Here is a 22,758-nt window from a genome sequence, read left to right as displayed (position 1 = left end):
CCCGATGCGGTGCTAGCTTTAGCCCACCGCCCGTGTAGCTCAGTTGGTAGAGCAGCGCACTCGTAACGCGAAGGTCGCAGGTTCGACTCCTGTCTCGGGCAAAAGAGCATCAACGGTACTGTTTTCAGCTGATCCCAGAATGGTTCTGAAGGCCAGACGAGCCGGCACACGTGCCTGTTCTTTTGTATCTGCGCAACCTTGATGACCCAGATGCATTCCCATTCCTCGATCCAAGAGAACACTATGACCACGACGGAAATGACCCAGGAAGTTCGGCATGAACGGGCTCTCGAAAAATACCTCGCAGAGTCGCCGCAACTCAAAGAAGAGATCAAGGACCTGAGCGCCGACGACCAGCGCGACCAGATTCAGTGGGCATTTGAGGACGAGGCCGAGAGCCAGGGCCTTCAGGCCTGGGAACTGACGCTCAAGTACACCTCGACACCGGAAGAGTTCGAAGCGAAGCGAATAGCTGCGCATCAAGAGGCGGCCGAGGTGCTGGGTGTGCCATGGGACGAGTACTGCGAGATGAACGACCTCGTCGTCTGAAGTCGTTCACCCCTCCTGGTTGTTCAGCAACGCAGCCGATTCATGCGCCTCAGAGGCTGAGGCGCATCGACAAATCCACCGCCTTCACATCCTTGGTCATCGCGCCGATGGAGATGTAGTCCACCCCGGTTTCCGCGATGGGCAGCAGGGTGCTTTCATTGATCCCGCCGCTGGCCTCCAGCTTCGCCTTGCCGCCGTTCAGGCGCACGGCTTCACGCATGTCGTCGAGGCTCAGTTCGTCGAGCATGATGATATCGGCGCCCGCCGCCAGTGCTTCGCGCAGTTCGTCCAGGCTTTCCACTTCGATTTCCACCGGCTTGCCCGGGGCGATCTTGTGGGCGGCGGTAACGGCCTGGGCAATGCCGCCGCAGGCGGCGATGTGGTTTTCCTTGATCAGGAACGCGTCGTACAAGCCGATGCGGTGGTTATGGCAGCCGCCGCAGGTCACGGCGTATTTCTGCGCCAGACGCAAGCCCGGCAGGGTCTTGCGGGTGTCCAGTAGCTTGACTTGGGTGCTGGCGACAAAATCCGCCAGGGCTTGCGCACGGGTGGCCACACCCGACAGCAGTTGCAGGAAGTTCAGTGCGCAGCGTTCACCGCTGAGCAGAGAGCGCGCCGGACCTTCGAGGTGAAACAGCACCTGGTTGGGGCTGACGCGCTCGCCGTCGGCCACCTGCCAGTGCACCGCGACGCGTGGGTCCAGTTGGCGAAAGACGGCGTCCACCCAGGCCGTGCCGCTGATCACGGCCGCATCACGGGTGATGATCGTGGCCTTGGCCAGCCGTTCGGCCGGGATCAACTGCGCGGTGATATCGCCGCTGCCGATGTCTTCCAGCAGTGCGCGGCGCACGTTGGCTTCGATTTCGGCGGTGAGGTCGGCAAGACGGAGATTCGGCATAACAGGCTCCACAAACAAAGTGCCCCGATTATAGGGGCTGTGGGTGCCTGAACCCAGACTCGCCCTTCAATTACCGCGTAATGACAGAGTTTGCTGGCGCAACCGGCCCTGTTTGCAAGATAATCTCGCGCCTTGCAATTGGCGTCATAGCTTTGACGTCCTGGCGATAACCGGTTATCCCTGTAGCCCAACCGGGCCTGTAGTCGATCTTTGCCCAATTCAATACCGCCGTTTCAGGAGGCCAGGATGCACAATGACGGAAAGGTGGTGCCGATCAACAAGGCACAGGCCACGCCATCGCCACTGGCTCGCCTGCCGGTGGTGTTGCTGCAGGTGCGGGACAAGGCCGCGCAGCAACTGCAGCAGGGTTTGCAGGATTTGTTCGATAACGCTGACGACACCCTGTTCGAGATGGCCGACAAAGCCCGCAGCACGCTCGACCATCACATCTTTTTCGAAGCCATGCGGGACCTGCGCCTCAAGCGCAAGAACTTCGAACGGGTGTTCATGGAGCGGCTGTTCGAAGCCTTTGCCAACCTGGACCATGCCGGGCGTGGTGAATTGCAGATGGTGCCGGTGGTCTCCTACGACACGGCATCGAGCACTTCCCGGGACACGATGGAAAAGACCGTGGCGCTGGAAGGCATGCTGGGCCGGGTGCAGCACCGTGATGGTCAGGCTCTGGGTCAACTGACGGCTCGCTTGAGTGCCTTGCTGGGCAATCAGCTGGATGACCGTGAGAACCCGCTGGGCCCCGCGCTGCTGTGTGAGTTTTTCCTGCGCGCCGGGCGCAGCCTGGGTGTCGAGATCCGGGTCAAGCTGATCATGCTCAAGCTTTTCGAGAAGTACGTGCTCAGTGACGCCGATCAACTGTACGGCGAAGCGAATCGGTTGCTGATGGCCACCGGGGTCCTGCCCGACCTCAAGGCCGTGCCCTCCCGTCGCCCGGACGGGCGCGTTGCCCGTGAACATCCACGCGAAGACGCGGTGGCCGGCAGCGAGCCGCCGGCGGACGAAAACGGCCAGCAAGCCTTCGCCGTTCTGCAGCAACTGCTGATCGTCGTGCGGGGCAGTGTCGCGCCCACCCTGGAAGCCAGTGCCGAGCCCTTGCCCATTACCTCCCGCGATCTGCTGCGGTTGCTGTCCCACTTGCAGCAATACGTGCCGGAGCCGGACGCCGAGGACGATTTCGACCTGCGCAGCCAGCTCGAACAACTGCTCACCCGGGTCAGCGTCAAGAGTGGCAAGTCACGGGTCGTCGAGCAGGCCGACGAAGATGTGATCAACCTGGTCGCGATGCTGTTCGAGTTCATCCTGGCCGATCGTGCCGTGCCCGCTTCCTTCAAGGCCTTGATCGGGCGCTTGCAGATCCCGCTATTGAAAGTCGCGATCGTGGACAAGAGCGTTTTCAGTCGCGGCAACCATCCGGTACGGCGGCTGCTGAATGAAATCGCCGCGGCCGCCCTGGGCTGGAGCCCCCGTGACGATTATCAGCGAGACAGCCTGTATTTGCGCATCGAGCAGGTGGTACAGCGCCTGCTCAACGAGTTCGTCGAAGATCCGGCGATCTTTTCCCTGTTGTTGACGGAGTTCAGCACGTTTACCGCTGAAGAGCGTCGCCGCAGTGACTTGCTGGAACAGCACACCCGTGACGCCGAAGACGGACGCATGCGTACCGAGGCCGTGCGCCAGCGGGTGGCCGAGGTCCTTGACCGACGGCTGATGGGCAAGGTACTGCCGCGCTCCGTGGTGCAGTTCGTGCAGCAGGCCTGGAGCCAGGTGCTGTTGCTGGCCAGTCTCAAGCACGGCGAACAGTCGGTGCAGTGGCAGGCGGGCTTGCGCACCCTGGATGAGTTGATCTGGAGCGTCAGCCTGCAGAAGGACGCCGAGGCCGGACGGCACTTGCTGGAACAGTTGCCGGGGTTGCTCAAGGCGTTGCGTGACGGCCTGACCAGTGCGGCGTTCGATCCTTTCAGTACCCGTGAATTCTTTGTCAGGCTGCAAGCCATGCATGTCCAGGCGCCCGAAGAGGCCGACGGGCTGATGGAGGTGCGTGAGCCTTTTGTAATGACGACACGGCCCGCCGACGCGGTCGACGGTTGGCCGAAGGGTGATCCCGACCTGCTCAAGGTTCATCACCTGCGCATCGGTGGCTGGGTGGAGTTCCAGGAAGACGACACGTTCCAGCGCTGCAAACTGACGGCCATCATGGCGCCGACGGGGGCGTATATTTTCGTCAATCGCACGGGGCTCAAGGTGCTGGAGAAAAGTGCCGGCCAGTTGGTCCAGGCCTTCAAGGCGGGCGTACTGCGAACACTGGAAGGCGGACTGCTGTTCGATCGTGCCCTGGCGACGGTGACCGATCAATTGCGTCAACTCAATCGCGCCAAGTGATCGCAACAGCGGGGCGGAACGCGGCATACTGGTCACACTTTGTCCCGTTCAAGGAACCCGCATGCAGTTGGACCCCGCCAGTGGCTGGTGCCAGGGCATTCGCCATTGCCCTTCGCCAAACTTCAACGAGCGCCCCGCCGGCGAAATCTCGCTGTTGGTGGTGCATAACATCAGCCTGCCGCCCGCACAGTTCGGCACCGGTAAAGTGCAGGAGTTTTTCCAGAACCGTCTGGACGTCACGGAACATGCCTACTTTGAAGGGATTGCCGACCTACGAGTGTCTGCGCACTTCCTGATTGAGCGCGATGGCGCGGTGACGCAGTTTGTCTCCTGCATCGACCGGGCCTGGCATGCCGGAGTTTCGCGGTTCGAGGGGCGAGAGACGTGCAATGATTTTTCCCTGGGCATCGAGCTGGAAGGCACGGACGACCAGGCGTTCACCGACGCCCAGTATGTGTCGTTGATCGACCTGACACGCCAACTGTTATCGGCCTATCCCGGCATTACTCCTCAGCGTATCTGCGGGCACAGCGACATCGCCCCGGGACGCAAGACCGATCCCGGCCCGGCTTTTGATTGGACGCGCTTTCGCAGCGCCCTGCAGGATGGAGGACACGTACGATGAGTTTCCTGGTGTTGGTGCTGGCGGTCTGGATCGAGAAATTCTCGGCCCTGCGCCAGCGGTTGCAGCGTGACGGCGGTTGGTTGCACGAACTGGCCAGGCTGGAAGCCAGCCCGCGACTGGGCAAGCACCCTTGGCTGATCCTGGCCTTGCTGGTGTTGTTGCCCGTGGTTCTGCTGGCGCTGTTGCTGGTGGTTCTGGAGCCGGTGGCCTACGGTTTGCTGGCGCTGCCGGTGCACTTGCTGGTGGTGATTTACAGCCTGGGGCGGGGCGACTTGCTGGCCGGGCTTGGCCCGTTCCGTGATGCCTGGCGCCGGGGCGACCTGCAAGCTGCCGAACACGTGGCGGAGCGCGACCTGGGCCTGAGCGCCGACAGCGGCGAACAACTGCTCGAACGCGTCCAGGGGCATTTGCTATGGCAGGCTTATCAGAGTTTTTTTGCGGTCATTTTCTGGTATTTCCTGCTGGGCCCGGTCGCCGCGCTGGCCTATCGATTGCTGGCGCTGGCCAATGAGCACAGCCAGAATCCGTTGGTTGCGGAGCGCGCCGGACAGTTGCGCCACGCCTTCGACTGGCTGCCGGTGCGCCTGCTGGCCGCAAGCTTTGCCCTGGTGGGTAACTTCGTCGCGGTCAGCCGTGTGATGCTGCATGAGCTGTTGAGCTGGGACATCAGCGCGGCGCAACTGGTGGAAAAAGTCGGCCTGGTGGCCGCTGAAATCCCGCCGCCGGCAGTGGGTGCCGACGGCATCAACAGCCTCGACCGCTTGTGGGAACTGCTGCTGCGTGCAGCGGTGCTGTGGTATGCCGGCTTTGCCATCTGGACCGTGCTGCCCTGATCTTCGGCAGGGGTGAGTCGGTCACTCCTGCTGTTAACCTTAAGTTACAAAACTCCCTTTCGAATTGAGCTATACAGACAGAGCGCCCAAATAGTGGCTTTCTGCCGCCGCCCTGCGCTCAATAAAAATAAAAGAAAGGGAGTTCACCTGTGAAGAGCTTGCTCTATCCGGCTGTCGCGCTGATGAACCGCCTGAGCTTCGGCATGAAGTTCAGCTTGATCAGTGTGCTGTTCCTGCTGCCGATGCTGGCGACCAACTATTTTCTGGTGCGCGATTCCTGGCGCGAATTCCAGGGGACCCGCGTCGAGCTGCAAAGCCTCGACCTGCTGGGCAGCGCCCTGGCCCTGCGCCGCGACCTGGAAACCCTGAACAACCAGGTACAGATCAATGCGGTGCTCGGCCAATCCGGCAAGGCCGGTGACCTTGAGGGCCAGATCAGCGCGCTGGAGCAGAGCATTCTGGGCCGCCTGCAAGGGCTCAGCGCCATGGCGACTGACCCGGAACATATTGCCGCTTTCGAGACCAAGCGCGATGAATTGATCGCAGCCTTCAAGGCTCAACAACAGGAAACCTCGCTGCAGAGCAAAAGCGCGTTGATCGGCAAGCTGCTGAACAAAGCGCAGATGCTCGGCCAGATCGTGGCCAGTCAATCCGGCTTGAGCCGCGACTCCCAAAGCGACGTACGCCAACTCGGCGAGCTGGTCACCAGCGTGACCCCACACGTCACCCAGGCCCTGGGCGAGGGGCGGGCGATGGGCGCGTACTCCCTGGGCCAGGGCTTTCTCAATTCATCTTCCAGCACACGGTTTGACGAGTTGCTGCAACAGTTGGAAAAACTCCACGCCGAATACGCCTTGAAGCTGCAAGACGCCCTCAGCGCCAGTCAGGCAGCTCATGGCGCACTGAACGGCCTGGCCCAGGCCAGCAATGCCAGTCTCAAACACGGCAGTGAGCTGTTCGAAGAACAGGTGGTGATGGCCGAAACCCTCGATGCGCCTTGGCAGCGTTTCTATGAGGAGGTCAGCACGCTGATGGCCGGGACCTATCAGCTCGACCAGGCCACCCTGACGTTTATCGGCCAGCAACTGGAACTTCGCCTGGCCCAGAACCGCATGCACATGGTGCTGCTGGTGGCGGCGCTGGCCGCGGTGTTTTTGTTGATCTTCTACCTGTACGCCGGTTTCTACGCCTCCACCCGTACCACGCTGCGGCGCCTGGGCGTGATGATGGACCAGGTCGCGGCAGGCGATATGACGGTCAGTTTTGTCGCCCACAGCCGCGATGAACTCGGCGACTTGGGCAACGTGTTCAACGGCACCGTGGCTAAGATCCATGACCTGATCGAACGCGTCGGGCACACCGTCGGCCAGGTAGAGCTCCAAGCCGGGCAGGTGGAAACGGTTTCGGCCCGGAGCAACCAGGCAGTCTCGGGCCAGCGCACCCAGATCGAACAGGTGGCCACGGCCATGAATCAGATGTCGTCCACCGCCCAGGAGGTGGCGCGCAACGCGGCGGCGGCGGTCGACAGCGCCCACAGTGTCAATGATGAAACCCTCAGCGGCCGCAGCCTGGTGCAATCCCAGCAAAGCAGCATGGCGCGGCTGGCCTCGGAGATCGACCAGTCGGCGCAGGTGATCAACCGGCTGGCCAGCGACAGTCAGGCCATCAGCAGTGTGTTGGAAGTGATCAAAAGCATTGCCGAGCAGACCAACCTGCTGGCGCTCAATGCCGCTATCGAAGCGGCGCGGGCCGGTGAGCAGGGGCGCGGCTTTGCGGTGGTGGCCGACGAGGTCCGCACCCTGGCGCGGCGCACCCAGCACTCCACTGAAGAAATCGAGCAGATGATCAGTCGTCTGCACAGCGGCGTGGATGCAGCCGTAAAGGCCATGGGCAGCAGTCACCAGATGGCCAGCGGCACAGTGGGGCAGTCGGAAAAAGTCCAGCAGGCCCTGGAAAATATCCTCGCCGCGGTCGGCATGATCGTCGACCAGAACCAGCAGATTGCCGCAGCGGTGGAGCAGCAGACCGCCGTCGCCCACGATATCGACCAGAACATCGTTGAAATCAACCGTGCCGGCGAGCACGCGGCGCACGGTGCCCACCAGACCGAGGCGGCCAGCCGACAACTGTCGGTGCAGGTGAACGAGCTGAAGCAGCTGATTGGCGCGTTTCGTGTGTGAGGTCAGTCAGTTAAGTGCATTCGTCTGTAGGGTGTTTCTTTGTGAGGTGTAGTGCTTGTCCTGATTTTCCGGAGTTTCTGTTTGGGCTGCCTGAATGAGTGAGAATTTATTTCACTCAAACAAGATTCAGGGAGGCACAGCCATGACCACAGTCGTCGGTATCAAGGGCCACTGCGCCCATTGTGAGATCACCTTTGAGCTCAAGTCCTGGCAAGTGAATGCCATCTCCATCGACGAGCCCTTCGATTGTCCGTACTGCCAGCGCGTGTTGCAGTTGTGTTGTCCCAGGGAACTGCGCCGGTTCAAGTCGCTGGAACATTGGGCGCTGGTGCGTCCGGGCATGGTGGTGCTGACGTGCATCGTGTTGATCGTGGCGCTGGTGATGGAGTGGCTGGGGCTGATCAGCGTGATCGGGCAGCTCAATGTGTCACTGGTGGTGCTGCTGGTGCATTTTCTGACGCTGCGTTACGCCCGATACCGACAGCACGTGATTTTGAACCTGGAGGCGGGGCGTCCGGCGCTACCAGTTGAACAGCTCGCACGCATTGCGAGTGCTCGCCTCAGCCAGCACTGAAGCGCTGATGCCCATGCGTTCGGCCAGGGCGTTGCAGATGGCCGGCAAGTGTTGCGGGCTATTGCGCTGGCCTGGGTACATGACGGGCGCCATGTCCGGGGCGTCGGTTTCCAGCACGACCGCATCCAGTGGCAGCTGTGCCAGTACCCGATGCATGCGCAATGCCTGGGGCCAGGTGGCAGCACCGCCCAAACCCAGTTTGAACCCGAGCCGCAGGTATTCGCGGGCTTCTTCGAAGCTGCCGGCGAAGGCGTGAATAATGCCGCCCCGGGGCACACGGATGCGCTTCAAGGTGGCGATAACCGCCGCGTGGCTGCGGCGCACGTGCAGCAGCGCCGGCAATTGAAAGTCCACCGCCAGCTTGAGCTGCGCTTCGAACAGCTGTTGCTGGCGCTCGCGGTCCAGTTGTTCAAGAAAATAATCCAGGCCGATTTCACCCACTGCGCAGAGCTGGGGATGCCCGTGCAGGCGCGTCAGCCACTCGGCCAGCTCCGTGAGATCGATGGGGCGGTGTTCATCGAGGTAGACCGGGTGCAGGCCAAAGGCAGCGAACAAACCTTCATCCTGTTGCACCAGATCCCACACCCGCTGCCAATTCTGCTGATACACCCCCAGCACCACCATGCGCCGCACGCCCAGTTGGCGGCTGTCAGCGAGGACTTCCCGGCGGTCGGCATCGAAGTCAGGGAAGTCCAGGTGGGTGTGGGTGTCGATCAGCTCCACGCTCACGCCTCGTGGATGCGCTGTTTGAAGGTACGTCCAATGGCGTGCACGCCGGGCTGGTACTGCTGTTCTTCGATCGCGGCCAGGGCCAGGCGCAGGGCGGTGTCGGCGATAAGTTGATGTTGCTGGGCCATGGCATTCACCGGCAACGGCAGGAAGTCCAGCAGCTGCGTGTCACCAAAGGTGCCGAGGCTGAGCGGGCGTGATTTGAGCGGGAAGTCGTGCAGCGCATCGAACACGCCTTGCAGTAGCACGTAGGACGTTGTCACCAGCGCGTCAGGCAAATGCCCCAGCTTCTGCAGAAGTTGCTCCATCAGCCGCCGGCCACAGTCGCGGCTGAACGCTTCACCCTGTTCGATGATCACCTCACCCTTGAAACCTTGCAGTGCCTCGCGGAAACCGGCGGCACGTTCCTGGCTGATGCTCAGTTCCGGATGCGCGCCGATCAGGGCGATTTGCTTGGGCAGTGGTTGCAACAGGCTGCTGGTCAGTTGCTGGCAGGCCTGGCGGTCGTCACTGACCACCGAACAGAATTGCTCGTTGTCCATCACCCGGTCGATGGCGATCACCGGCAAGCCCTTGGCTTGCAGTTCGCGGTAGCTGTCGTCGCTGGCCGGCAGGCAACTGGCGACGAACAATGCGTCACACCGGCGGGCACGGAACAGTTGCAGCAACTGACGTTCGCTGTCGGCCTCATCGTCGGAGCTGGCGATCAGCAACTGGTAGCCGCGCGCGCGTGCACCTTGCTCCAAAAGTTTGGCGATGCGGGCGTAACTGGGGTTTTCCAGGTCCGGCAGGATGAACCCCAGCGTGCGTGTGTGCCGACTGCGCAGCCCGGCCGCCTGGGGGTTGGGCGTAAAGCCGTGGGCCTCGACCACCGCACGCACCCGTTCGACGGTCGCGTTGCTGATGCGTTGCTGTTCGGCCTTGCCGTTGATGACGTAGCTGGCGGTGGTCACGGACACACCGGCGAGACGGGCGATATCACTGAGTTTCAAACCGGGATTTCCTTGTTTTTTAGAGCGTGCCCCGACATTTTGTCCAATCGTAACCGATTCCTGCCTACAGCCAATGTCCCAGGGCAAGCGCCGAGTGGTCGTTCAAGCTGGCGCAATTAACGCGTAATCTGCCATTAGTTATAGATTAAACGTTTCAGCTAACGTATTTTTACGACGTTCGTGACTAAGTGGCTACTGCCAATTGACCGCTCAGTCAGTTATTTTTGAACACCCAGCGCTGATTCATTCAAAACAATACCTAGCGTCAAGTAGGAGAACGGCATGCTTGAGCTCACTGTAGAGCAGATTTCCATGGGCCAGGTGGCTGCGGACAAATCTGCGGCCCTGCACCTGCTGGCGGACAAACTGGTGGCCGATGGCCTGGTCGCCGAGGGTTACCTCAGTGGTTTGCAGGCCCGTGAAGCCCAGGGGTCGACCTTTCTTGGCCAGGGCATCGCGATTCCCCATGGCACCCCCGAAACCCGCGACCAGGTGTTTTCCACCGGCGTGCGTCTGTTGCAGTTCCCCGACGGGGTGGATTGGGGCGACGGCCAGGTGGTGTACCTGGCCATTGGTATCGCTGCCAAATCCGATGAACACTTGCGCTTGTTGCAATTGCTCACCCGTGCCCTCGGTGAAACCGATCTGGGCCAGGCGTTGCGCCGTGCCGGTTCTGCCGAGGCCCTGCTGAAGTTGCTGCAAGGTGCGCCGCAGGAACTGGCGCTCGATGCGCAGATGATCAGCCTGGGTGTCTCCGCCGATGACTTCGAAGAACTGGTGTGGCGCGGTGCGCGGCTGCTGCGCCAGGCCGATTGCGTGAGCAACGGTTTCGCTGCCGTGTTGCAGCAAGTCGACGCTTTGCCTCTGGGCGATGGCCTGTGGTGGCTGCACAGCGAGCAGACCGTCAAGCGCCCGGGCCTGGCGTTCGTCACGCCGGACAAACCCATGCGTTATCTCGGCCAGCCGCTCAACGGCCTGTTCTGCCTGGCCAGCCTGGGGGAGGCGCACCAGACTCTGTTGGAGCGCCTGTGCGCCTTGCTGATCGAGGGCCGTGGCCAGGAACTGGGCCGCGCCACCAGCAGCCGCGCCGTGCTGGAAGTGCTGGGCGGTGAATTGCCACCCGACTGGCCCAGCACCCGTGTCGTTCTGGCCAACGCCCATGGGTTGCACGCGCGCCCGGCCAAGATCCTCGCGCAACTGGCTAAAAGCTTTGACGGTGACATTCGCCTGCGCATCGTCGATGGCGCGGTCGGCGCAGTGTCGGTGAAAAGCCTGAGCAAGCTGCTGAGCCTGGGCGCGCGCCGGGGCCAGGTGCTGGAGTTTGTCGCTGAACCCAGGATTGCCGCTGACGCGCTGCCCGCCTTGTTGGCGGCGGTCGAAGAAGGCCTGGGCGAAGATGTCGAGCCGCTGCCGACAGCCAGCGTGCAACCCCAGCTGCTGGATATCGAACCGCTTGTCAGCGCCCCGTTGGCCGGCAGCCCGGTGCAAGCCGTCGCGGCGTCGCCGGGTATCGCCATCGGCCCGGCCCATCTTCAGGTACAGGAAGTGTTCGATTACCCGCTGCGCGGCGAGTCTGCGCTGATTGAGCGCCAACGGCTGCACGCGGCGGTTACTGACGTGCGCGGCGATATCCAGGGTTTGATCGAGCGCAGCCCGTCCAAGGCCATCCGCGAGATTTTCATCACTCACCAGGAAATGCTCGACGACCCCGAACTCACCGACGAAGTCGGCACCCGTCTCAAGCAGGGCGAAAGTGCCGAGGCGGCCTGGATGAGCGTGATCGAAAGCGCCGCCCGGCAGCAGGCATCGTTGCAGGACGCATTGCTCGCCGAGCGCGCCGCCGATCTGCGTGACATTGGCCGTCGCGTGCTGGCGCAACTCTGTGGTGTCGAGGCCGCCCAGGAACCTGCCGAGCCGTACATCCTGGTGATGGACGAAGTGGGCCCTTCGGACGTCGCGCGTCTGGACCCGGCCCGCGTCGCCGGCATCCTCACCGCGCGCGGTGGTGCGACGGCCCACAGCGCGATTGTCGCCCGTGCCCTGGGCATTCCTGCGCTGGTCGGCGCCGGTGCCGGTGTATTGCGGCTGGCCGCCGGCACGCCTTTGTTGCTTGATGGGCAGCGCGGTCGCCTGCACGTGGACCCCGATGCCGCCACCTTGCAACGCGCCACCGTCGAACGCGACAGCCGTGAACGGCGCCTGCAAGCCGCTGCGGCCCAACGCCACGAACCGGCGCAGACCCGGGATGGGCATCGGGTGGAAGTGTTCGCCAATATCGGCGAAAGCGCAGGCGTTGCCGGCGCGGTAGAGCAGGGCGCCGAAGGCATTGGTTTGCTGCGCACCGAACTGATTTTCATGGCGCACCCGCAAGCGCCGGACGAGGCCACCCAGGAAGCCGAATACCGCCGTGTGCTCGATGGCCTCGCGGGGCGCCCGCTGGTGGTGCGCACCCTCGACGTCGGCGGCGACAAGCCGTTGCCCTATTGGCCGATTGCCGAGGAAGAAAACCCCTTCCTGGGCGTGCGCGGCATTCGCTTGACCTTGCAGCGTCCGCAGATCATGGAGGCGCAATTGCGCGCGTTGTTGCGTTCGGCAGACAACCGCCCGCTGCGCATCATGTTCCCGATGGTCGGCAGCGTCGACGAGTGGCGTGCTGCCCGCGACATGACCGAGCGCCTGCGCCGGGAAATCCCGGTGGCGGACTTGCAACTGGGCATCATGATCGAAGTGCCGTCCGCCGCGTTGCTCGCGCCGGTGTTGGCCCAGGAAGTGGATTTCTTCAGCGTTGGCACCAACGACCTGACCCAATACACCCTGGCCATCGACCGTGGCCACCCGACGCTGTCGGCCCAGGCCGACGGCCTGCACCCGGCGGTGTTGCAACTGATCGACATCACCGTGCGTGCCGCCCATACCCACGGCAAATGGGTCGGCGTATGCGGCGAGCTGGCGGCGGACCCGCTGGCGGTACCGGTGCTGGTCGGGCTGGGTGTGGATGAGTTGAGCGTATCGGCCCGCAGCATTGCGGAAGTGAAGGCGCGCGTGCGCGAATTCAGTCTGAGCGAGGCCCGGAGCCTGGCGCAAAACGCACTGACCGTGGGCTCGCCCGCCGACGTGCGAGCCCTAGTGGAGGCCGTGTAGATGGCAAGGATTCTGACCCTGACGCTGAACCCTGCGTTGGACCTGACGGTACGCCTGGGGCACCTGGAACCGGGTGCGGTGAACCGCAGCGAAACCCTGCTGACCCATGCCGCCGGCAAAGGCGTGAACGTGGCGCAGGTGTTGGCCGACCTGGGCCATCAGGTGAGCGTGGGCGGGTTTCTCGGTGAGGAAAACCCCCAGGCGTTCGACACACTGATCGCCCGTCGTGGGTTTGGCAATGCATTCATTCGCGTACCGGGTGAGACACGCAGCAATATCAAGATTGCCGAGCAGGATGGCCGGGTGACCGACATCAATGCGCCTGGACCGATGGTGAGTGAGCGGGCGCAAAAGGAATTGCTCAAGATGATTGCGGTCATCGGCCCGGAATTCGATGCAGTGGTGGTGGCCGGCAGCTTACCGCGTGGCGTCAGCCCGCAATGGTTTCAAGCAATGCTCGAACAACTGAAAGGCTTGGGTTTGAAAGTCGCCCTGGACACCAGTGGCGACGCCTTGCGCGCCGGCTTGCAGGCTGGCCCGTGGCTGGTCAAACCCAACACCGAAGAGTTGGCCGACGCCCTGGGTCATGTCCCTGATGCCATCAACCAACTGCATTTGCTGGGTGTGGAACACGTGGTGGTTTCCGATGGCGCCGCGGGCGTGAGCTGGTACAACCGAGGCACATCGCTGCACGCCAAGCCGCCCAAGGTCACTGTCGCCAGCACCGTCGGCGCCGGCGATTCGCTGCTGGCCGGGATGCTCCATGGTTTGCTCAGTGGTGACACGCCCGAGCAGACCTTGCGCCGAGCCACCGCGATTGCGGCGATGGCCGTTACGCAGATCGGCTTCGGCATCGGCGATGCGGCGCAGCTGGCGCAGCTCGAACGTGGCGTTCACGTGCGCGCGCTGACAGAACAATAAGAGGGTATGTGATGAAGTTAGCCATTGTTACCGCCTGCCCGAACGGCATGGTCACCAGTGTGCTGTGCGCCCGCTTGCTGGACGCCGCGGCGCAGCGCCAGGGCTGGAGCACCAGCGTTGAGGTGGTGGACGCGCAACGCCCCGAGCGCCGGTTGTCCCAGGCCACTATCGATGACGCCGAATGGGTGTTGCTGGTCAGCAGCACGCCGGTGGACATGCGGCGATTTGTCGGCAAGCGCGTGTTCCAGAGTACGCCGGCCCTTGCGCTGGCGGATGTCGACGCGGTGTTGCGGCGCGGCGCTGAAGAGGCGCAGGTGGCGGTCGCTGCGGCACCCGTGGCCAGGCAGGCGCCGCGTATCGTTGCGATCACCGCTTGCCCGACCGGCGTGGCCCACACCTTCATGGCGGCGGAAGCCTTGCAGCAGACGGCCAAGCGTTTGGGCTATGACCTGCAGGTCGAAACCCAGGGCTCGGTCGGAGCCCGAACGCCGTTGAGCCCGCAGGCCATCGCCGAGGCCGACGTGGTGTTGCTGGCCGCCGATATCGAAGTGGCCACCGAGCGCTTCGCCGGCAAGAAAATCTACCGTTGCGGCACCGGCATCGCCCTCAAGCAATCCGAGGCGACCCTCAACAAGGCGCTTGCCGAAGGCGTGGTGGAAAGCGCGGCCAGCGGTGCGGTGGCCAAGCCAGAAAAAACCGGCGTCTACAAACACCTGCTGACCGGTGTGTCGTTCATGTTGCCGATGGTGGTGGCGGGCGGCCTGCTGATCGCTTTGTCGTTCGTGTTCGGCATCCATGCCTTCGAAGAGCAAGGCACCCTGGCGGCGGCGCTGAAAACCGTGGGTGATCAGGCCTTCATGCTCATGGTGCCGCTGCTGGCGGGTTATATCGCTTATTCGATTGCCGACCGTCCCGGCATTGCCCCCGGCATGATCGGCGGCTTGCTGGCGGGTACCCTGGGCGCAGGGTTTATCGGCGGCATCTTCGCCGGTTTCCTCGCCGGCTACTGCGTCAAGCTGATTACCCGTGCGGTGCAGTTGCCCCAGAGCCTGGAGGCGCTCAAGCCGATCCTGATCATCCCGTTGCTGGCGAGCCTGTTCACCGGCCTGGCGATGATCTACCTGGTGGGCCCGCCGGTGGCGCGCCTGCTCACCGGGCTCACCGATTTTCTCAGCACCATGGGTACCACCAATGCGGTGCTGCTGGGCATTCTGCTGGGCGGCATGATGTGCGTCGACCTGGGCGGACCGATCAACAAGGCGGCGTATGCGTTTTCGGTGGGCCTGCTGGCGGCCCAGAGCGGCGCGCCGATGGCCGCGACCATGGCCGCCGGCATGGTCCCGCCGATCGGCATGGGCATCGCCACCTTCCTGGCGCGGCGAAAGTTCGCCCAGACCGAGCGGGAGGCGGGCAAAGCCGCGATGATCCTCGGTCTGTGTTTTATTTCCGAAGGCGCGATTCCGTTTGCCGCCAAGGACCCGCTGCGCGTGATCCCGGCCAGCATCGCCGGCGGTGCACTGACCGGCGCGTTGTCGATGTACTTCGGCTGCAAACTGGCGGCGCCCCATGGCGGCTTGTTTGTGCTGGTGATCCCGAACGCGATGAACCATGCGCTGCTGTACCTGCTGGCGATCGTTGCCGGTAGCCTGCTGACCGGGTTGGTGTATGCGTTGATCAAGCGCCCGGACGCCGTAGAGCTGGCGGTCACGGCCTGAAAAAGTCTGGGCGCCGGTCTTGCCCGCGATGCAGACACTGCGGTGTATCAGTCACACCGCGGTGACGCTATCGCAGGCAAGCCAGCTCCCACATTGGAGCCGTGTTGTTGGCAAGAAAGTGCCCGGCGCGATGACCCTGCTGACAGCGTTTTTTCCAGCCACTGCAAGCCTCCTGTGGGAGCTGTCGAGCCCCGGCGAGGCTGCGAAAGCGGCGGGGCAGGCGACATCGCAGGCAAGCCAGCTCCCACATTGGATCCGTGTTGTTGGCAAGAAAGTGCCCGGCGCGATAGCCCTGTTGACCGCGTTTTTCCAGCCACTGCAAGACCCCTGTGGGAGCTGTCATCGCAGGCAAGCCAGCTCCCACCCAAGCACGGCTCCTACCGTTTGATCACTTGTGATCGCGGGATCGGTGTCATCTCTGTTTCATCCCCGCGTGGTTTAGTTGCTCTTTTGATACTCAAGAGGGCACCTGCATGAGTCACTTCGATCTCGGCCGTCGCCGTGTGATGCAAGCCGTAGGGGCCGGGTTGCTGCTGCCGGGCCTGGCGCCGGCGGTGATCGCTTCGGTCAAGGACCGCCCGCAGCTCACCGACGGTGTGCAGTCCGGCGACCTGCTCGGCGACCGTGCGATGATCTGGAGCCGCAGCGACCGCCCGGCGCGCATGGTGGTGGAGTGGGACACCCGCAGCGTGTTCAGTAACCCGCGCCGATGTGTCTCGCCCCTGGCCGACAACCGCAGCGACTTTACTGCCCGGGTCGAACTCACCGGGCTGCCCGCCGACCAGGCAATTTTCTACCGCGTGTGTTTCGAGGACGCCCAGACCGGTGTCGCCAGCGAACCCTGGTTCGGGCATTTGCGCAGCGTGCCCCAGGCGCGTCGCGACATCCGTTTTGTCTGGAGCGGCGACACCGTCGGCCAGGGCTTTGGCATCAACCCGGACATCGGCGGCATGCGCATCTACGAAGCCATGCGTCTGCGCCTGCCGGACTTCTTTATCCACAGCGGCGACACCATCTACGCCGACGGCCCGGTACCGGCGCAACTGACCACCGAAGGCGGGCGCATCTGGCGCAACATCACTACCGAGGCCAAGAGCAAAGTGGCCGAGACCCTCGATGACTATCGCGGTAACTATCGCTACAACCTGCTGGATGAAAACGTGCGCCGTTTCAACGCCGAGGTGCCGCAGATCTGGCAGTGGGACGATCACGAAGTGGTCAACAACTGGTCGCCGAGCAAACAACTGGACGAGCGTTACCAGACCAAGGACATCAACACCCTGGTCGGCCACGCACGTCAGGCCTGGCTGGAATATTCGCCGATGCGCCGGCAAAGCGCCGATGGCGGCGGGCGGATTTACCGCAAGCTCGGTTATGGGCCATTGCTGGATGTGTTCGTGCTGGACATGCGCAGCTATCGCGGGCCCAACGATGACAACCTGGGCGCGGCAAAACCCTTTCTCGGTCGCGAACAGCTGGACTGGCTCAAACGCGAGCTCAAGGCGTCCCGGGCGCAATGGAAGGTGATTGCCGCTGACATGCCCATCGGTCTTGGCGTGCCCGACGGTGAGGTCAGCCCTGGCGTGCCGCGCTGGGAAGCCATCGCCAACAACGATCCGGGGGCGCCGCAAGGGCGTGAGTTGGAGATTGCCGAGTTGCTGGCCTTTTTAAGGGCCCAAGAGGTGCGCAATCATGTGTGGCTGACGGCGGATGTGCATTACTGCGCGGCGCACCACTATCACCCTGATCGCGCGGCGTTCCAGGATTTCGAACCGTTCTGGGAGTTTGTCGCCGGGCCGTTGAATGCCGGCAGCTTCGGGCCCAATCCGCTGGATAAAACCTTCGGCCCCGACGTGGTGTTCCAGAAAGCACCGCCCGCGCAGAACACCTCGCCGTTCGCCGGGTTCCAGTTTTTTGGCGAGGTGCAGATCGACGGGCAGACGGCGGAGCTGACCGTCATCCTGCGCGATCTCGATGGGGTGGCGGTGTTCCAGCAGAAACTCCAGCCTGTCTGACCGCCTCTGTGGGATCTGGCAAGCCAGCTCCCACAGTTGATCTCAGCGTCTGGGACGCTCAGTACACATCCCGGCGGTAGCGGCCTTGTTCGATCAGCCGATTCACCGCCGCTGTGCCCAGTATGTCCACCAGCGTTTGATCGACGCCGCTGGCCATGCCCTGCAAACTGCCGCACACATAAATCGCCGCGCCATCGGCCAGCCATCGGCGCAACACATCGGCCGATTCGCGCAGGCGGTCCTGCACGTAGATCTTTTCTGCCTGATCACGGGAAAACGCGAGGTCCAGCAACGCCAGGTCGCCGCTGGCCAGCCAGCCTTGCAGCTCATGCTGGCACAGGAAATCGTGGGCGATATTACGTTCGCCGAACAGCAGCCAGTTGCGCTGCCGGCCTTGGGCGATACGTGCCTTGAGCAAACCGCGCAGCCCCGCAAGACCGGTGCCGTTGCCCAACAGGATCAGCGGCACGGGCGCATCCGGCAGGTGAAAACCACTGTTACGGCGCAGGCGCAGGCTGATGGCCGAGCCGATGGGCGCATGCTCCGTCAGCCAGCCCGAGCCCAGGCCCAGGCTGCCGTCCGGGTGACGTTCCTGGCGTACGATCAGCTCCAGCACACCGTCGCCGGCAATCGAGGCGATGGAGTATTCGCGCATGCCCACGGGCACCAGCGCGTTCACCAGGGCCTGGGCATGCAGGCCCACCAGGTGGGCACGGTTGTCAGGCAGTTGCCGACCGGCCAGGGCCTGGTCGAGGGATTGCGCCAGGCCGTCGACGATCACCCCGTCACTGCCCGCCAGGCCCAGGCCTTCCAGGAAGTGCTCGATGGCCCAGGGTCCGTTGCGTGGCAGCACCTCTACCAAATCGCCCGCCTGCCAGCTCTGCGGCGACGCCGGGGTGAGACCGAGCAAGTAGACATCGGCGCCGACGCTGTCCGGGTTGAGCAGGGTGCGTTGGGTGAGGGTCCAGTTTTCGTAGGTGGCCACCGGCCAGGCCGCAGTCGGTGCGTGACCGATGAGTTGGCCGAGTTGTTGCTGCCAGTGCAGCAGGGCGGCGGTGTCGCCGCTGTCGACTTCCACCGGCGCGAATAACGGGTTGCCGCCCTGGTTGGTCAGCCAGAAATGCAGGCGCCTTGCGAAGCCGCAGAAGTGTTCGTACTGGCGATCCCCCAGGGCCAGCACCGAGTAGTTCAGGCCGCTCAGCGACAGATCGTGGCCCAAGACGCTGCGTTCGAAGCCGCGGGCGTTGTCGGGCGCTTCGCCGTCGCCGAAGGTGCTCACTACAAACAGCGCGTTTTGCGACTGGCGCAGGTCGTCCTGGCTGACGCTGCCCAGTGGCTGCACGTTCACCGGCAAGCCAGCGGCCTGCAGTTGCCCGGCGGTCTGCCAGGCCAGTTGTTCGGCAAAGCCGCTCTGGCTGGCGAAACCGATCAGCCACGCCGGCGCGTTGCCGGGGTTGGCGCCGAGGCCGTTGCGCGCATCGCGCACCTGGCGTTTCTTGCGGCGGCGGTCGAGGTACAGCAGCCAGCCGGTGATGAAGAACAGCGGCATGCACAAGGCGCTGACGGTCAGGATGATCCTGCCCGCAATGCCGAAGTAACTGCCGGTATGCAGCGCATAGATGCTGGTCAACAGCTGCGACTTGAAGCTCTTGCTGGCGTAACGATCATGGGATTTCACTTCGCCCGTGGCCGGGTCCAGGTTGATCTGGTTCAGCGCCCGGTTATGCGGTGAGTTTTCCAGCAGGTAATACACGGTGGCCGGTTGCCCGGCGAGCGCCGGCATGCGGATGTTGTAGGCGCTCAAGCCAGGGCCGGCATTGCTGTAGATCGTGCTCCAGATAGCCTCATAGTTGGCCACCGGCGCCGGGCCTTCGGGGGCCGGGCCGCGTTTGCGCACGCGCTCGTTCTGCGGGGCGTCGGACAGCAGTTGGGTCAGGCCCCGGCTGTACCATTCGTAGGACCAGAACAGGCCGGTCGAGGCCGACAGCAGATAGAGCAGCAGGCACCAGGTGCCGAACACCGAATGCAGGTCCCAGTTGAAGCTGCGACCCTTTTTGCGCCAGTCCAGGGTCAGCCAGGCACGCCAGTTCGCGGCCTGGCGCGGCCAGCGCAGGTACAGGCCGGAGAGGCAGAAGAACACCAGGATCAGGGAGCAGGCGCCGGTGATTTGCCGGCCAGTGTCACCCATGGCGAGAAAGCGGTGCAGTTGCAGCACGAACGCGAAGAAGTCTTCGCCGACGGCCTCGCCCATGTAGGCGCCGGTATAGGGGTCGAAGTAGCGCATCTGGCCCCGTCGTTCGCCCGGTGCCGGCGTGAAATACACGCGGGCGGCTTCGCCGCTTTCGCGTCCGACCCACAGCATCGAGACGGTCTTGCCTTCGGTGGCTTCGAGCGTGCGCACCAGCTCCGCGGGCGGCAGCACGCCGGCTTCGCGTTTTTCCACATGCAGCACCGTCGGGTTGAGGGCGCGCAGTATTTCGTCCTCGAACGAGACCGTGGCCCCGGTGATCCCCATCAACGCCAGCACCAGCCCGGCGGTGATGCCGAAGAACCAGTGCAACTGGAACAGGGTTTTCTTCAACACGTCTGACCGCCTCGCTCATCTGGATGTATACGCCACGGCGCGCATTATGCCGTGGCATGTCGAGAAACATTCTTTTTTACACACAAAAGCCCCACGCATCCGATGCGTGGGGCTTTTACAGGGCGGTCTTGCGAGCGCGCGGCGCATTTTACAGGGAAGATAAGAATCAATACCATTGGCGGCTTTATGCTTTCAGGCTGCTGCGCATTCGCCAGCGCCTGGAAAACACCGAGTGGCTCGAGGGCTGGCATGGGCTTTTTATTGCGTCGTGAAGAAGTGCTCAACGTCGAGCAGTTGCAGTCGATGCTCGACGACTCCCCGGTGCGCGCCGCCCAGGCGATCCTGATGGCCGCGAAAGAGGGCGTGGTTGACGCCCAGGCCCTGCTCGGACAAATCCTGCTGGAAGGGCGTGGTATCGCCCGTGATGAAGCGCTGGCGCTGCGCTGGTTCGAAATCGCTGCCCGCGCCGGTCACCTGATCGCGCGCAACATGGCCGGGCGCTGCCTGGAGCATGGCTGGGGCTGTGCTGTCGATGAGGTCGCTGCCGCCCGCGAATACCGTATGGCGGCGCAGGCGGGGTTGGACTGGGCGCAATACAACTACGCCAATCTGCTGGCCACCGGGCGAGGGGTGGTTGAAGACCAGGCACAGGCGCTGGCGCTGTATCGCGAGGCGGCCGAGCAGGGCCATATCAAATCGATGAACCTGCTGGGGCGTTATCTCGAGGAGGGCCGCTTCTGCCCGCAGGACCGGGAGGGCGCGGTGGCGTGGTATCGACGCTCGGCCAAGGGCGGTGATTTTCGCGGGCAGTTCAGTTACGCGGCGGTGCTGGCCGACAGTGGCGAGGTCGAGGCGGCGCTGGAGTGGCTGCACAAGGCACTGGCGGGCGGCAACCTGAAGTTTTTGCGTACTGCCTGCAATGCCCTGGCGGCGGCCCGTGATCCGCAGATCCGCGCCATGGCTGATGTCTACCATCGGCGCGCGATGACCCTTTCTTGAGGCATAAAAAAACCCATGACGTGTCATGGGTTTTTTGGGTGCAGGCGTCTTACACGTAGTAGGACTTCAGCGGCGGGAAGCCGTTGAATTCCACCGCGCTGTAGCTGGTGGTGTAGGCACCGGTGGACAACCAGTACAGACGATCGCCGATCGCCAGGTTCAGCGGCAGGCCGTACTTGTAGTTCTCGTACATGATGTCGGCGCTGTCGCAGGTCGGGCCGGCGATGACCACTTCCTCGGTTTCACCCTTTTTCTCGGTCCAGATCGGGAACTTGATGGCTTCGTCCATGGTTTCGATCAGGCCGGAGAACTTGCCCACGTCGGTGTAGATCCAGCGCTCGACGGCGGTGCGGGATTTACGGGCCACCAGTACCACTTCGCTCACCAGGATGCCGGCGTTGGCGATCAGCGAACGGCCCGGTTCCAGGATGATTTCCGGCAGGTCGTCACCGAAGTCTTCCTTGAGGAAGCGGATGATTTCCTCGGCGTAGGTTTCCAGGCTGTTGGTGCGGGTGATGTAGTTGGCCGGGAAGCCGCCGCCCATGTTGATCAGCTTCAGGTGGATGCCGTCTTCTTCCTTCAGGCGTTCGAAGATCACCTTGACCTTGGCGATGGCCGCGTCCCACACGCTGATGTCGCGCTGTTGCGAGCCCACGTGGAACGAGATGCCGTAGGGCACCAGGCCCAGGTCACGGGCCAGGATCAGCAGGTCCATGGCCATGTCGGTCTGGCAGCCGAATTTGCGCGACAGCGGCCAGTCAGCGGTGGTGGAGCCTTCGGTGAGAATGCGCACATACACTTTCGAACCCGGCGCGGCCTTGGCGATGTTGCGCAGGTCGGCTTCGGAGTCGGTGGAGAACAGGCGCACGCCTTTCTCGTAGAAGTAGCGGATGTCCTTGGATTTCTTGATGGTGTTGCCGTAGCTGATGCGGTCGGCGCTGACGCCACGGCTCAGCACTTTATCCAGCTCGTAGATCGAGGCGATGTCGAAGCTCGAGCCTTTGTCCTTGAGCAGGTCGATGATCTCGACAGCCGGGTTGGCCTTGACCGCGTAATAGACTTTGGCGAATTCGAAACCGGCGCGCAGGTCATCGTAGGCCTGGGCGATCATGGCGGTGTCGATCACCACGAACGGGGTTTCTTGCTTGTCGGCGAACGCCTTCATTTTTTGAAAGGTTTCGCGCGCGAAATAGTCTTCGACCTGGATCGACATGCTGGGGAACTCCTAGTGGCAAACTGTTTTAGTCAATGGGTGCAAATGAACGTCCTCCGTATCCCCACTTTGGTTCGCCTACTTCCCAAGGCATGTCGCCGAAAGCAAAAAGGCCATGGGATCAACCGCTTCCCTTGGCCTTGCTGTCTCGTCGTCAGTACTTGAGCCGGATGGATCGTTTCCAGCATGGACGTTCGGCGCGAACTTTAGGACGTGAGGGGCCATAGATCAACTAAAAATGTCGCGTTTTTGCACGCGTTCGTCGCGAGAACCCGTGCAGCTACTTATGTAACCGACCGGTGTGACGGATTGATGTTCCCCGGACGGGGCAAATCAGGGGGATTTGCGGTGTACCTATCGCAGGCAAGCCAGCTCCCACAGGGAATGCATTTCAAC

The 22,758-nt window shown here is 63.0% G+C and carries 16 protein-coding genes and 1 tRNA gene; 12 read left to right on the top strand and 5 right to left on the bottom strand.

Annotated elements, in window-relative coordinates; genetic code table 11:
- Positions 1-28 precede the first annotated feature (28 nt).
- Together ACW9IB_RS20465 and ACW9IB_RS20460 are read left to right on the top strand one after the other, a co-directional pair.
- Positions 29-101, top strand: a tRNA-Thr gene (locus ACW9IB_RS20465).
- A gap of 142 nt (positions 102-243) precedes the next feature.
- Positions 244-549, top strand: coding sequence for a DUF6388 family protein (locus ACW9IB_RS20460; protein WP_457365317.1), 306 nt, complete (start codon positions 244-246; stop codon positions 547-549).
- 49 nt (positions 550-598) lie between these two features.
- Here ACW9IB_RS20460 and nadC read toward each other — a convergent pair whose 3' ends face one another.
- Complete coding sequence (nadC, locus tag ACW9IB_RS20455) at positions 599-1,447, bottom strand: carboxylating nicotinate-nucleotide diphosphorylase (protein WP_457365318.1); 849 nt, start codon at positions 1,445-1,447, stop codon at positions 599-601.
- Positions 1,448-1,693: 246 nt separating this feature from the next.
- Between nadC and ACW9IB_RS20450 the strand changes: the two genes are divergently transcribed.
- The 5 genes from ACW9IB_RS20450 (at position 1,694) to ACW9IB_RS20430 (ending at position 8,053) form a co-directional block, all read left to right on the top strand.
- Positions 1,694-3,841, top strand: a complete 2,148-nt coding sequence (locus ACW9IB_RS20450) for a DUF1631 domain-containing protein (RefSeq protein WP_457415215.1) — start codon at positions 1,694-1,696, stop codon at positions 3,839-3,841.
- 61 nt (positions 3,842-3,902) lie between these two features.
- A complete protein-coding gene (gene ampD, locus ACW9IB_RS20445) occupies positions 3,903-4,466 on the top strand; it encodes a 1,6-anhydro-N-acetylmuramyl-L-alanine amidase AmpD (RefSeq protein ID WP_457415212.1) in 564 nt (187 codons plus the stop codon).
- Positions 4,463-5,299, top strand: coding sequence for a regulatory signaling modulator protein AmpE (ampE, locus tag ACW9IB_RS20440; protein ID WP_457365321.1), 837 nt, complete (start codon positions 4,463-4,465; stop codon positions 5,297-5,299). The genes ampD and ampE overlap by 4 nt, the downstream gene beginning before the upstream one ends.
- A 149-nt stretch (positions 5,300-5,448) precedes the next feature.
- Positions 5,449-7,479: a methyl-accepting chemotaxis protein gene (locus tag ACW9IB_RS20435; protein ID WP_457415210.1), complete on the top strand. Its 2,031-nt coding sequence runs from the start codon at positions 5,449-5,451 to the stop codon at positions 7,477-7,479.
- 142 nt (positions 7,480-7,621) lie between these two features.
- Positions 7,622-8,053: a hypothetical protein gene (locus tag ACW9IB_RS20430; RefSeq protein ID WP_457365322.1), complete on the top strand. Its 432-nt coding sequence runs from the start codon at positions 7,622-7,624 to the stop codon at positions 8,051-8,053.
- Here the strand turns inward: ACW9IB_RS20430 and ACW9IB_RS20425 are convergent.
- Together ACW9IB_RS20425 and cra are read right to left on the bottom strand one after the other, a co-directional pair.
- Positions 8,000-8,776: a TatD family hydrolase gene (locus tag ACW9IB_RS20425; protein ID WP_457415207.1), complete on the bottom strand. Its 777-nt coding sequence runs from the start codon at positions 8,774-8,776 to the stop codon at positions 8,000-8,002. The two genes, ACW9IB_RS20430 and ACW9IB_RS20425, sit on opposite strands and share 54 nt — an antisense overlap.
- Positions 8,777-8,778: 2 nt before the next feature.
- Positions 8,779-9,774, bottom strand: coding sequence for a catabolite repressor/activator (cra, locus tag ACW9IB_RS20420; RefSeq protein ID WP_457415204.1), 996 nt, complete (start codon positions 9,772-9,774; stop codon positions 8,779-8,781).
- 282 nt (positions 9,775-10,056) lie between these two features.
- On the opposite strand from cra, the gene ptsP reads away from it, so the two are divergent.
- From ptsP to ACW9IB_RS20400, 4 genes are all read left to right on the top strand, one after another.
- Positions 10,057-12,915, top strand: a complete 2,859-nt coding sequence (gene ptsP / locus ACW9IB_RS20415) for a phosphoenolpyruvate--protein phosphotransferase (RefSeq protein ID WP_457415201.1) — start codon at positions 10,057-10,059, stop codon at positions 12,913-12,915.
- On the top strand, positions 12,916-13,836 hold the full coding sequence (pfkB, locus tag ACW9IB_RS20410; RefSeq protein ID WP_457415198.1) for a 1-phosphofructokinase: 921 nt from the start codon (positions 12,916-12,918) through the stop codon (positions 13,834-13,836).
- Between the two features lie 11 nt (positions 13,837-13,847).
- Complete coding sequence (locus tag ACW9IB_RS20405) at positions 13,848-15,551, top strand: PTS fructose-like transporter subunit IIB (RefSeq protein WP_457415195.1); 1,704 nt, start codon at positions 13,848-13,850, stop codon at positions 15,549-15,551.
- Between the two features lie 473 nt (positions 15,552-16,024).
- Complete coding sequence (locus ACW9IB_RS20400) at positions 16,025-17,566, top strand: alkaline phosphatase D family protein (RefSeq protein WP_457415192.1); 1,542 nt, start codon at positions 16,025-16,027, stop codon at positions 17,564-17,566.
- A gap of 58 nt (positions 17,567-17,624) precedes the next feature.
- Here ACW9IB_RS20400 and ACW9IB_RS20395 read toward each other — a convergent pair whose 3' ends face one another.
- Positions 17,625-20,150, bottom strand: a complete 2,526-nt coding sequence (locus ACW9IB_RS20395; RefSeq protein WP_457415189.1) for a PepSY domain-containing protein — start codon at positions 20,148-20,150, stop codon at positions 17,625-17,627.
- Between the two features lie 249 nt (positions 20,151-20,399).
- Here ACW9IB_RS20395 and ACW9IB_RS20390 point away from each other — a divergent pair, with 249 nt between their 5' ends.
- The gene (locus ACW9IB_RS20390) at positions 20,400-21,149 is read left to right on the top strand and encodes a tetratricopeptide repeat protein (RefSeq protein WP_457415186.1); all 750 of its coding nucleotides are present in this window, start codon (positions 20,400-20,402) and stop codon (positions 21,147-21,149) included.
- 49 nt (positions 21,150-21,198) lie between these two features.
- Here ACW9IB_RS20390 and ACW9IB_RS20385 read toward each other — a convergent pair whose 3' ends face one another.
- A complete protein-coding gene (locus ACW9IB_RS20385; protein ID WP_457365331.1) occupies positions 21,199-22,362 on the bottom strand; it encodes a type III PLP-dependent enzyme in 1,164 nt (387 codons plus the stop codon).
- Positions 22,363-22,758: the final 396 nt, after the last annotated feature.

It is taken from the genome of Pseudomonas sp. SDO524_S393 (assembly GCF_054071875.1).
The sequence above is the reverse complement of the archived record's forward strand: the minus strand, read 5'-3'. Positions and strand labels throughout refer to the sequence as shown.

Coding starts and splice junctions, on each gene's coding strand:
- ampD (WP_457415212.1), top strand. CDS start 3,903: ATGCAGTTGGACCCCGCCAGTGGCTGGTGCCAGGGCATTCGCCATTGC.
- ACW9IB_RS20460 (WP_457365317.1), top strand. CDS start 244: ATGACCACGACGGAAATGACCCAGGAAGTTCGGCATGAACGGGCTCTC.
- ACW9IB_RS20400 (WP_457415192.1), top strand. CDS start 16,025: ATGAGTCACTTCGATCTCGGCCGTCGCCGTGTGATGCAAGCCGTAGGG.
- nadC (WP_457365318.1), bottom strand. CDS start 1,447: ATGCCGAATCTCCGTCTTGCCGACCTCACCGCCGAAATCGAAGCCAAC.
- ACW9IB_RS20385 (WP_457365331.1), bottom strand. CDS start 22,362: ATGTCGATCCAGGTCGAAGACTATTTCGCGCGCGAAACCTTTCAAAAA.
- ampE (WP_457365321.1), top strand. CDS start 4,463: ATGAGTTTCCTGGTGTTGGTGCTGGCGGTCTGGATCGAGAAATTCTCG.
- ACW9IB_RS20430 (WP_457365322.1), top strand. CDS start 7,622: ATGACCACAGTCGTCGGTATCAAGGGCCACTGCGCCCATTGTGAGATC.
- ptsP (WP_457415201.1), top strand. CDS start 10,057: ATGCTTGAGCTCACTGTAGAGCAGATTTCCATGGGCCAGGTGGCTGCG.
- ACW9IB_RS20405 (WP_457415195.1), top strand. CDS start 13,848: ATGAAGTTAGCCATTGTTACCGCCTGCCCGAACGGCATGGTCACCAGT.
- ACW9IB_RS20390 (WP_457415186.1), top strand. CDS start 20,400: ATGGGCTTTTTATTGCGTCGTGAAGAAGTGCTCAACGTCGAGCAGTTG.
- ACW9IB_RS20450 (WP_457415215.1), top strand. CDS start 1,694: ATGCACAATGACGGAAAGGTGGTGCCGATCAACAAGGCACAGGCCACG.
- pfkB (WP_457415198.1), top strand. CDS start 12,916: ATGGCAAGGATTCTGACCCTGACGCTGAACCCTGCGTTGGACCTGACG.